9 protein-coding genes are annotated in these 11,307 nt (G+C 43.8%); 7 read left to right on the top strand and 2 right to left on the bottom strand.

Going from position 1 to position 11,307, the window contains the following annotated elements; translation table 11 throughout:
• Position 1: 1 nt before the first annotated feature.
• Positions 2-1,033 (bottom strand): GntR family transcriptional regulator, encoded by a 1,032-nt coding sequence (locus tag ABDD94_RS18260; RefSeq protein WP_345950662.1) that lies wholly within the window; start codon positions 1,031-1,033, stop codon positions 2-4.
• Positions 1,034-1,400: 367 nt separating this feature from the next.
• Here ABDD94_RS18260 and rhaT point away from each other — a divergent pair, with 367 nt between their 5' ends.
• From rhaT to ABDD94_RS18225, 7 genes are all read left to right on the top strand, one after another.
• A complete protein-coding gene (rhaT, locus tag ABDD94_RS18255) occupies positions 1,401-2,480 on the top strand; it encodes an L-rhamnose/proton symporter RhaT (protein WP_345950663.1) in 1,080 nt (359 codons plus the stop codon).
• Positions 2,481-2,508: 28 nt separating this feature from the next.
• The gene (locus ABDD94_RS18250; protein WP_345950664.1) at positions 2,509-4,629 is read left to right on the top strand and encodes a bifunctional aldolase/short-chain dehydrogenase; all 2,121 of its coding nucleotides are present in this window, start codon (positions 2,509-2,511) and stop codon (positions 4,627-4,629) included.
• 110 nt (positions 4,630-4,739) lie between these two features.
• Positions 4,740-6,014 carry a TIM barrel protein gene (locus tag ABDD94_RS18245; protein ID WP_345953433.1) on the top strand — a complete coding sequence of 425 codons (1,275 nt, stop codon included), beginning with the start codon at positions 4,740-4,742 and terminating at the stop codon, positions 6,012-6,014.
• 2 nt (positions 6,015-6,016) lie between these two features.
• Positions 6,017-7,411, top strand: a complete 1,395-nt coding sequence (locus ABDD94_RS18240) for an FGGY family carbohydrate kinase (protein ID WP_345953432.1) — start codon at positions 6,017-6,019, stop codon at positions 7,409-7,411.
• Positions 7,408-8,145 carry a (Fe-S)-binding protein gene (locus ABDD94_RS18235; RefSeq protein WP_345953431.1) on the top strand — a complete coding sequence of 246 codons (738 nt, stop codon included), beginning with the start codon at positions 7,408-7,410 and terminating at the stop codon, positions 8,143-8,145. Before ABDD94_RS18240 ends, ABDD94_RS18235 begins: the two co-directional genes overlap by 4 nt.
• A gap of 97 nt (positions 8,146-8,242) precedes the next feature.
• Positions 8,243-9,622 carry a lactate utilization protein B gene (locus ABDD94_RS18230; protein ID WP_345950668.1) on the top strand — a complete coding sequence of 460 codons (1,380 nt, stop codon included), beginning with the start codon at positions 8,243-8,245 and terminating at the stop codon, positions 9,620-9,622.
• 112 nt (positions 9,623-9,734) lie between these two features.
• The gene (locus ABDD94_RS18225) at positions 9,735-10,337 is read left to right on the top strand and encodes an LUD domain-containing protein (protein WP_345953430.1); all 603 of its coding nucleotides are present in this window, start codon (positions 9,735-9,737) and stop codon (positions 10,335-10,337) included.
• 241 nt (positions 10,338-10,578) lie between these two features.
• On the opposite strand, the gene ABDD94_RS18220 is transcribed toward ABDD94_RS18225, so the two are convergent.
• Positions 10,579-11,304 (bottom strand): FRG domain-containing protein, encoded by a 726-nt coding sequence (locus ABDD94_RS18220; protein WP_345950670.1) that lies wholly within the window; start codon positions 11,302-11,304, stop codon positions 10,579-10,581.
• Positions 11,305-11,307 lie beyond the last annotated feature (3 nt).

Here is an 11,307-nt window from a genome sequence, read left to right as displayed (position 1 = left end):
ATTACAATGAGGCGCGCAAAGTAAGGTAAAAAGGATTTTCCACGTGTTCGCGCTGGTTGTTAATGATCATTTGCGCTACAATCTCACCCATCTTTTGAAAATCGGTCGATATCGTGGTTAAGCCATTCAGAATGATTTTTTTTAACGGCGTTTCATTGTAGGATATAACGCCGATATCTTCGCCTATTTTGTATTTGGTTTGCAGCAGGCGTTCAATTAAAACCACTACGTCATTTTCCATCAGTGTAATATATACTTCGCCGCTATGCAAGGGCTCGCTTTGTATATCATGCACTACCTTGTAGTTAAAGGCGTACTGCGTACAAAAACTAAAAAAGCCTTTTAATATTTCGTTAGAGTGGTAAGTGTGTTCAGGAAAAGTTATTTTAATGGTATGGTACTTACTTAGTGGTTTAAGGGCCTGTTCAAGGGCATGGAAAATATCTTGCTCAAAGTTTTCATATACTGCGGCATACTCGCCTTCAACTCCCTTAACCAATTTATCCAGTAATATTAGTTTCTCTTTCGGTATTTTATTGATCACCTCATGTGCGGTGTCGCCACCCTCCAAAAAGTGCCCGATGATTACAAAATGGGTATAATCTTCGCTGGCATTTTCGAGCATTTTTTTGAAGAGCGAAAAATCATTGTTATAGATGTAAAAGTCTACGGCCGCCTGGTTATCCAATCCGGCTATAATAGCATCATAAATAAGTTTTTTATGCGTACTTAACTTGTTGAACATCAAAAACACCTTAAAACGCTGGAGTGTTTCGCTGCTTTTAATGTAATAACCTTTGCCAGGCACCGAGCCTAAAATGCCTATAGATTTTAAATGCTTATAGGCTTTTTCTGCCGTATCGCGAGATATTTCGAAGTTATAGTTTAGTTCATTTATAGAGGGCAGGGTGTCGTTCTTGTTCAAGCGGCCATCCCGAACAGCCTTTGCAATAGAATTGGCCAGTTGCAGGTATTTTGGTGTTGAGGAGTAGTAATCAATCTCAATATATTCTAAAAAAGAAATGGGTTTCATGAAGTATCAATTGGTCATCACTTGCACTAAAAAATAAATGTAGAACAAATAATTAGTTAACCCAACCATTTGCCTAAAGTATTGCCCAATGTTACATTAGGCAAGCGATTGCACTGGTAATTACGCCTGGGTTGGCTGGTGTTGCCATGTGAAAATTCTATTTGCCGATATTTACATTTTGTTGTACAAAATTATCCAGTTTGTTATTCACTTTATGAATTGGTCTGGTAATAAAGTATTATTGCAAGTGTTAATTTTTACCGGCGTATTTGAGTAATTTTATATAATTTAACCATGACAGTGCATGATAGCTGTATTACCCAGCTTTTCTACTTTCGCTATCACCAATTATAAAATATTTTAGAGAATGCAGGCAATATTAGGGGTTATTTTTCACTTCATCGGAGGTTTTGCATCCGGGAGCTTCTACATACCTTATAAAAAGGTAAAAGGCTGGGCTTGGGAAAGTTTCTGGATAGTAGGCGGACTTTTTTCGTGGTTAATTGTACCACCGCTGGCAGCCTGGCTAACTATACCGAACTTTACCGAAATTATAAAGAATACCAGTTTTAGCATATTACAGTTAACCTATATTTTTGGTGTGCTGTGGGGCATAGGTGGTTTAACATATGGCCTGGGTGTACGTTATTTAGGCGTAGCTTTGGGTAGTTCGGTTATACTGGGTTTGTGTTCTATATTCGGGTCGCTTATACCGTCCATTTATTATGAATTCAATCCGGAACCTAAAAAAGACACCATCTCAACACTAATGAATACACATTGGGGTCAAATGGTGCTTTTGGGTATTTTGGTTTGTGTTATTGGCATCTTTATATGCGGCAAGGCCGGTGTGATGAAGGAGCGGGAATTATCTAAAGACCAGGAGGCAGCCAATAATAATTCCGATTATAAGTTTGGCTTAGGTATTACTTTAGCCATTATATCTGGGGTACTGAGCGCTTGCTTTAATTTTGGTATTGAGGCCGGTCATACCATGGCGGAAACTGCCAATAATTTATGGATGGCAAAAAACCCAGGCCAGGGCAATTTTTTGTACCAAAACAACGTAACCTACATTGTGATACTTTGGGGTGGTTTAACTACCAACCTTATATACTGTATGATACTGAATGCACGTAATAAAACATTTGGTAATTATACAGATAAGAAAACGCCACTATTAGCCAATTACCTGTTCTCGGCGCTGGCCGGTACAACCTGGTTCTTACAGTTCTTTTTCTATGGCATGGGCGAAAGCCGCTTAGGTAACGGCCCTAGCTCTTGGATACTGCACATGGCCTTCATTATACTCATAGCTAACATTTGGGGCTTAGTATTAAAAGAATGGAAAGGCGTAAGCCGCAAAGCATTTACCACCGTTATTGCGGGCATAGCTACTATCATACTATCAGTACTGATAGTGGGTTATGGAAATTCATTAAAATAAATTTAAAAGTAATAAGTAAAAATTCAATATGTCTGTCAACACAACCGAATTCAAGCACGTAAGCTATCTATGGGATGATGCCAAAGCAGCCGAACTGGCTGGTGATGAGGTAGCTTTATTAATATACCGCTCCAACTTATTAGGAGCCGATTTACGCCTTACCAACTATGGCGGCGGTAACACCTCGTGCAAATTGATGCAAAAGGATCCGCTTACTGGTCAGGAGGTAGAGGTAATGTGGATTAAAGGTTCGGGCGGCGATATTGGCACCCTGAAAAAAAGTGGCCTTGCTGCTTTATATGTTGATCGTTTACGTAGCCTTAAAAACGTTTACCGTGGTGTAGAGTTTGAAGACGAAATGGTTGAACTGTTTAACCACAGCATTTTTGATTTAGCCTCAAAAGCGCCATCTATTGATACGCCTTTACACGGTTTCCTGCCGTTTGCACATATCGATCACCTGCACCCTGATGCGGCCATAGCCATTGCTGCGGCTAAAGACGGTAAACAAATTACTGAAGAGTTATTTGGCGGTACCATTGGTTGGGTTGAATGGAAAAAACCAGGATTTGAACTGGGCTTACAGCTTAAAGCTTGTTTAGATGCAAATCCTGGCATACGTGGTATTATGTTAGGCTCACACGGTTTATTTACCTGGGGCGATACCGCTTATGAAAGTTACATCAATACCTTAGAGGTAATTGAAAAATGTGCAGAGTATCTGGAGCAAAACTATGGCAAAAAAGGCCCTGTTTTTGGCGGTCAGAAAATACAAAGCCTGGATGAGGCTAACCGTAAAAAGCAAGCGGTAGCCTTAGCGCCAATACTGCGCGGTTTCTGCTCTAGCGAGCGCAACATGATTGGTCACTTTACTGATGATGCCCGTGTGTTGGAATATATTAACTCTAATGATTTAGAGCGTTTGGCACCTATGGGTACCAGCTGCCCGGATCACTTCCTGCGCACCAAGATCAGTCCGTTAGTGCTGGACTTAACACCTGATGCTGATTTGAGTGATGTAGAAGGCTTGAAAGCTAAATTGGCTCCTGCATTTGAGGCTTACCGCCAAATGTATACCGATTATTACAACACCTGCAAACACGATAACAGCCCTGCTATACGCGATACCAACCCGGTTATTATTTTATACCCTGGTGTAGGTATGTTCAGCTTCTCCAAAGACAAGCAAACTGCCCGTGTAGCCGCCGAGTTTTATACCAACGCTATCAACGTAATGAAAGGTGCTGAGGCTATCTCTGAGTACACTTCGTTACCACGTCAGGAAGCTTTTGATATTGAGTATTGGTTACTGGAAGAAGCCAAGTTACAGCGTATGCCTAAGCCCAAAGCTTTAAGCGGCCGTATTGCTTTAATTACAGGTAGTGCCGGTGGTATTGGTAAAGCTATTGCTAAAAAGTTTGTTGAAGAAGGTGCCGTTGTTATCTTGAATGATATGAACGCTGAGCGTTTAGAAGGTACTGGCGAAGAATTCAAAGCTGCTTACGGTAAAGATTCATACGCTACTGCAGTTATGGACGTAACCAGCGCCGATCAAATTCAGGCTGCTATGGATGTTGCCGCCTTAAACTTTGGCGGTGTTGATTTGATTGTAAACAATGCAGGCTTATCTATCTCTAAAACCATTGGCGATCATACCGAAAAAGACTGGGACCTGTTATATGATGTACTGGTGAAAGGCCAGTTCTTTGTTACCCAGGCTGCTGTTGCGGTAATGAAAAAACAAGCCATTGGTGGCGATGTAATTAACATTGTAAGTAAGAATGCCCTGGTTAGTGGACCAAACAATGCCGGTTACGGTAGCGCTAAAGCTGCACAATTGCACTTAAGCCGCTTAAACGCAGCCGAGTTAGGTCCCGATAAAATTCGTGTGAACGTGGTAAACCCTGATGCCGTTATCAGTGATAGCAATATCTGGGCTGGTGGCTGGGCCGAGGGCCGTGCAAAAGCTTACGGCATTACCGTAGCCGAACTGCCTGCCTACTACGCTAAACGTACTTTATTGAACGAGATTATTTTACCTATTGATATTGCCAACGCTTGCTTTGCCTTAACCGGCGGCTTACTGGCCAAATCAACCGGTAACGTTATTAACGTTGATGGTGGCGTTGCTGCCGGCTTCGTACGATAAGCCCCCTCTAAATCTCTCCCGGTAGGGGAGACTTAAAAATTATTAATCAAGCTCCTAAAAGCCCTCCCTTTCGGGGAGGGGTTGGGAGGGGCTTCTAATTATAACCAATTATGCAAATAGAGAAATATAAAATTGATGAAGCCAATCATCAGTTAAGCAGCAAGCATCAGCGCCAGTTTGATTATGTAGCTGCCGATGTAAAGAATTTGGATGAGGTTATGCAAAAGCTTTCGGCTTTTAACATCACCATCCCCAGCTGGGCTTTAGGAACCGGTGGTACTCGTTTTGGCCGTTTCTCTGGCGGTGGCGAGCCACGCAGCCTCGAAGAAAAAATTGAAGATGTAGGCGTTATTCATGCCCTGAATAAATCAAGTGATTCTATTTCTCTGCACATTCCATGGGATATCCCAAAAAATGCGAATGATATAAAAGCTTTAGCTGCACAAAATGGACTACGTTTCGATGCGGTAAACTCTAACACCTTTCAAGACCAGAAAGATCAGCAACTGAGTTACAAATACGGCTCTTTGCACCATGTTGACAAGGCTGTGCGCAAACAGGCAGTTGAACATAACATTGAGGTAATCAAATACGGTGTGGAGTTAGGCTCCAATGCTTTATCGGTTTGGTTGGCTGATGGTTCCAACTTCCCGGGCCAGTTAAACTTCCGTAACGCATTCCAAAACACGCTGGAAAGCTTGCAGGAGATTTACGAGGCACTGCCGGATGATTGGAAAGTTTGGGTGGAGTACAAACCATACGAGCCAAACTTTTACTCAACTACAATTGGTGATTGGGGCCAATCCTTATTACTCGCTACCAAATTAGGCCCAAAAGCATCAACTTTGGTTGATTTGGGTCACCATTTACCTAATACTAACATTGAACAGATCGTATCATTGTTACTGATGGAAGGCAGACTGGCCGGTTTCCACTTCAACGATTCGAAATACGGAGATGACGATTTAACCGTAGGTAGCATTAACCCTTACCAATTGTTCCTGATTTTTAACGAACTTGTTGAAGGTATGGACGCCCGTGGTATGATACACTCTAAAGATCTGGGCTGGATGATAGACGCTTCACACAACGTGAAAGACCCTATCGAAGATCTGATCCAATCGGTTGAGGCTATTAAAATCGCCTATGCACAGGCTTTAATTGTTGATACAGAAGCTTTAAAACAAGCGCAGCTGTCAAATGATGTTGCCCAGGCACAGGAAATTCTGCAAACCGCTTACCGTACCGACGTTCGGCCGTTAGTGGCCGAGGCGCGTTTAAGAACCGGTGGTGCTTTAAGCCCGCTGGCCGCTTACCGCAGCTTTGATGTACGTAAAAATTTAATTAAAGAACGTGGCGAAAAAACTGTAGCCACAGGATTATAAGCATGACGCCAACACCCGTAATAGCAGTATTTGATGTAGGCAAAACCAACAAGAAATTATTTTTGCTGGATGAAGACTATAACATCGTTTACGAAAAGTCGGCAAGGTTTATTGAGACGTTAGATGAGGACGGCGACGCCTGCGAAAATCTCGAAAGTTTGCAGCTGTCTATTTTTGATTCTTTGCATGAAATTTACCGCCTCGATCAGTTTGAGATCAGGGCTATTAACTTTTCATCGTACGGAGCAAGCCTGGTATACATTAATGAACAGGGGGAGCCATTGGCCCCCCTGTATAATTACCTTAAAGCTTACCCCGAAGAAATAAGCAGGAAGTTTTACCAGGAGTATGGCTCGCCCGAAAAAATAGCTGCCGAAACGGCATCACCGGTATTGGGCAACCTAAATTCGGGGATGCAGTTGTACCGCATTAAACACCAGAAGCCTGATTTGTTTAACCAGGTTAAATATGCCTTACACCTGCCGCAGTACTTGAGTTTATTGGTGTCGGGTGCGGCCTATTCTGATATTACCAGTATAGGCTGCCATACGCAGCTTTGGGACTTTAACCAGCAGGATTATCATTCGTGGGTTAAAGCTGAACATCTTCGTAAAAAGCTGGCTCCTATATTTCCGTCAAATCAGGCTTTGGCTATGATTATTGAAGGCAGGAGCTGTGCTGTTGGTATTGGCTTGCACGATAGTTCCGCCGCGCTTATTCCTTACCTGGTGAGCTTTACCGAGCCTTTTGTGCTTTTATCTACCGGTACCTGGTGCATAAGCCTTAATCCGTTCAATAACCAGCCCCTAACACCTGAAGAGTTAAGTAAAGACTGTTTGGCCTACCTGCAATACCAGGGTAAACCGGTAAAGGCATCGCGCGTATTTTCGGGCAATGAGCATGAGCAGGAGGTTAAGCGCATAGCGGCCTGGTTTAAGCAAAGTGTTGTAAAATACCGTACAATGCCTTATCAACCCGAAATTATTGCTAAGCTGAAAGCAGAGCAGCCACCGGCAAGTACTGTTAAAGATGGCACAGGCCTAATCACTTCGGGCTTCTCGAAAAGGGACCTTGCTGCATTTGCAACGGATATTGAGGCTTATCATCAACTGATGCTTGACCTGGCTTCGCTGCAATATCAATCAACTCAACTGGTGCTGCAAGGAACCAGCGTAAAAGATATTTATGTAGACGGAGGTTTTGGGAAGAATGAGATCTTTATGAATCTTTTGGCTGATTTGTTTCCGGATGTTAAGGTATGGGCCGCTTCTGTAGCGCAGGCTACTGCTGTAGGTACCGCGCTGGCTATCCACAAATCATGGAATAATAAAGCTTTGCCTAATAATTTAATTCAACTTAAACGTTATAATACAGCATCGAATACTGTACATATATGACTGTAGGACTATTTATACCGTGTTACGTTGATCAGTTTTACCCGGGGGCGGCCATAGCCACCCTACAGCTGTTAGAAAAGCTGGGGGTAAATGTTGTGTATCCGCCTAACCAAACCTGTTGCGGCCAGCCTATGGCTAATTCGGGTTTTGAGCATTTAACGGGTGGCTGTAACCGGTTATTTATCGATAATTTTTCGGGTTTTGACTATATCGTGTCGCCCTCGGGCAGTTGTGTGCTGCACATAAGGGAGCATTTGCACGATGATAAGCGCCCGGCAGAAGCCAAGGAGGTTAGCCATAAGGTTTGGGAACTTACATCGTTTTTAACCGATGTGCTGAAAGTGGAAAGCCTGCCTTCGCGTTTTCCGCACAAGGTTGGTGTACACCAAAGTTGCCACGGCCAGCGCGGACTGCACCTGAGCTCGATGACCGAACTGGTTGCGCCGAGTTTCTCTAAGCCGGGCTCACTTTTAAACATGGTGAAAGACCTGGAACTGATTGAGCTGGATCGCAAAGACGAATGCTGTGGCTTTGGCGGTACGTTTTGCGTAGCCGAAGAAGCGGTGTCGGCCAAAATGGGAAAAGACCGTGTCGCCGATCACTTAAAACATGGTGCCGAATATATTACCGGTGCTGATATGTCATGCCTTATGCACATGGAAGGCATTTTAAAACGTCAGGGTAGTAAAGTTAAAGTGCTACACATTGCCGAGATTTTGAATAGCGAAGGTTAAGTTATTGGCCATGGCCTATAAAGACCATGGAAAGACTAACTTCAAACAAAAACCATGGACTATGGTCTATTGTCCGTGGGCTTAAAACAAAAGAGCCATGACTACAACAACAAAAGACCACGCCGAACTGGCCGATATATTCAATAAAGACGAGGAGCGTGTTGACTGGCATGATGAGACCTTATGGTGGATACGTGCCAAGCGCGATAAAAGCGTGCACCAGCTGCCCGAGTGGGAAGCTTTGCGTGAGGCTGCCTCTAACATTAAGTTTAATGTACTAAGTAACCTCGATACCTACCTTACAGCATTTGAGGCTGCGGCCAAGGCCAATGGCATTACTGTGCATTGGGCTGCCGATGCTCAGGAGCATAACCAGATTGTGCATGGTTTGCTTACCGAGAACAAGGTAACACAAATGGTTAAAAGCAAGAGCATGCTTACCGAGGAGTGCCATTTGAACGATTACCTGGCCACGCATGGCATTGAGGTGATCGACTCCGACCTGGGTGAGCGTATTGTGCAGTTGGCTGGCGAAGCGCCCAGCCACATCGTACTGCCCTGCATCCATAAAAAGAAAGAAGAAATAGGCGACCTTTTTCACATGTACTTGGGTACGCCATCTAATATGTCAGACCCGCAGTTCCTGACCGAAACAGCACGCGGAAGCCTGCGCGAAACTTTCCTAACCCGTAAAGTGGCCCTAACCGGGGTAAACTTTGCCGTGGCCGAAACCGGCGAGTTTGTAGTGTGTACCAACGAGGGTAACGCCGATATGGGCGCCCACCTGGCCGATGTACATATTGCTTGTATGGGTATTGAAAAACTGATTCCTAAACGGGAGCATTTGGGTGTGTTTTTAAGATTACTAACCCGTAGTGCTACCGGCCAGCCTATTACCACTTACAGCAGCCACTTTAGTAAACCAAGGGCAGGGCAGCAAATGCACCTGGTACTGGTAGATAACGGCCGTAGTGTGCAACTGGGCCGGAAAGATTTCCGCAACTCGTTAAAATGTATACGTTGCGGTGCATGCATGAACACTTGTCCGGTGTATCGAAGAAGCGGCGGGCACAGTTATCATACCGCTGTGGCTGGGCCTATAGGTTCTATCCTGGCACCAAACCTGGATATGAAAAAGTATGCCGACTTGCCGTTTGCTTCTACGCTTTGCGGCTCGTGCTCAAACGTATGTCCGGTTAAGATTGATATACACGATCAGCTTTATAAATGGCGGCAGGTGCTGGTGAAGGAAGGTTATGCACCAACCGGTAAAAAGATAGCCATGCAGGTTATGGCAGCTACGCTGGCATCCCCAACTTTATACCATGCAGCCGGTAAAATGGGCAGAGCTACTATTAAGTATGCACCATTTGCGGTAAACAACAAGCTTAACCCGTGGTACAAACAACGTGATATGCCCGAATCTCCCAAAGAATCATTTGGCGAGTGGTACGGTAAAAATAGAAGCAAGAAGTAAGAAACAAAGATCAGTATAATTAAAATATACAACAGGAGTAAGGATAATAGAATTGATGCAACGATTTGAATTAGATCATCAAACACTCAATCAATAACTCACTCATTAACCTATGAGCAGCAGAGATACAATTTTAGCAGCGGTAGCAAGTAATAAGCCTGAGGCAATGCCTATTCCGGATATTGAACCTTTTAAGCATATTGGTTACGATGATGTGCTGGCACAGTACGAAACGGTGCTTACCGCCATTGGGGGCGCTGTTCACCGTGTGAGCAATTGGGACGAAATTAAGACCATTGTTAAAGAAAAGTATGACTCCCAACATGTGCGGGTGCTAAGTTTAGTTCCGGAGCTTGATGAAGTAGCGACTTCTGCTTATGAAATAAACCCGGCCGCCCACCAACTGGCCGACGTAGAACTGGCAGTTATCAAAGCGCATTTTGGTGTTGCTGAAAATGGTTCTGTTTGGGTAACCGAAGAATTGTTGGGCCACCGGGCAGTACCTTTTATTTGTCAGCACTTAGCCGCGGTAATAACGGCCGACAATATGGTAGACACCATGCACCGTGCTTATATGCGTATAGCAGATACCCAGTATGGATGGGGCGCATTTATAGCAGGCCCTTCTAAAACTGCCGACATTGAGCAATCACTGGTGCTTGGCGCTCACGGACCACGCTCCATGACCGTATTTGTGCTGGATCAACAAAATTAGTACAAGCGTTGCCTGTATACCGCGGATTGATTGGTTTATTTGCGGTATTACAGGCAACGTTTCTTCAGTATGGGCTTCAAGCTACCTGCTTTCCTGCCTTAAAAGAGGGCCTGGTATACGTTAAGGAGATACTTATCAAACACTCATTTAAGTTTACCTTGCGGATATGATTTTGCGTTTAATTATATGATGCTGACAGGCAGCGGAAGAGGCTCAACCAGATAGCCTAGGTTAAGTTAATCTATTCGAAGTACCGCCACTGCAGGTAGGTGCACAGCCCCTCAAGTTCAGGGAAAATGGTAAATGCGTTTACACCTACGGTATTAAGGTCTGTCCTGATATCAACCAGCTTGTCGGCCGGAATCTTAACTTTAATAAGCTTATCGGCGTAACTGTCACTCTCATTCATATAGCGTTTATGTAACAATTCTTCCGATGAAGGAACACTGAACACGCCGGATTGATTGTTGATCCGTTGTTTGATAATGCGCGGCCTGAAAATTTTCGTTTGCTTCACATCAAAAGGGCTTACTTTTTCTATGTTCAAATCAAAGTCTTTCTGGTGGGCCATTAGTATCCACACTACTGAATAAGTACTATTTTCTTCGTCGCCATAGCTTTCACCTGTGGCAAACCAAAGGGCTGTTAGTGCATTGTTAGACCAATCGAGCAAGCGGGTTGGTAAACCAAAGTGCTGCCCCAAGGTTAAATAATCCCAGTCATCCATTGGGCTATGCCCTTCAATAAGTAATGGATTGGTTCGCTTAAATTCATGCAAAAGTAGCTGTTCTACCTGTAGCAGTTCGCCTTTAGCTTTTAACCGGCATATTTTGGGAATGAGCGGATAGTCGGCCGTTTGTCCTCTGAATAAAAAATCTTCAAAGTTACCATCGCTTATATTTTCTTCCTTGCTTAATTTAATTAGCTTCAGATAATCTTCAATGTTATCAACCTCTACTTCCCTCATAAT

Source organism: Mucilaginibacter sp. PAMB04168 (genome assembly GCF_039634365.2).
In the GTDB taxonomy this organism is placed as follows: domain Bacteria; phylum Bacteroidota; class Bacteroidia; order Sphingobacteriales; family Sphingobacteriaceae; genus Mucilaginibacter.
Note: the sequence above shows the minus strand (reverse complement) of the source record. Positions and strands in the feature narration are given on the sequence as shown.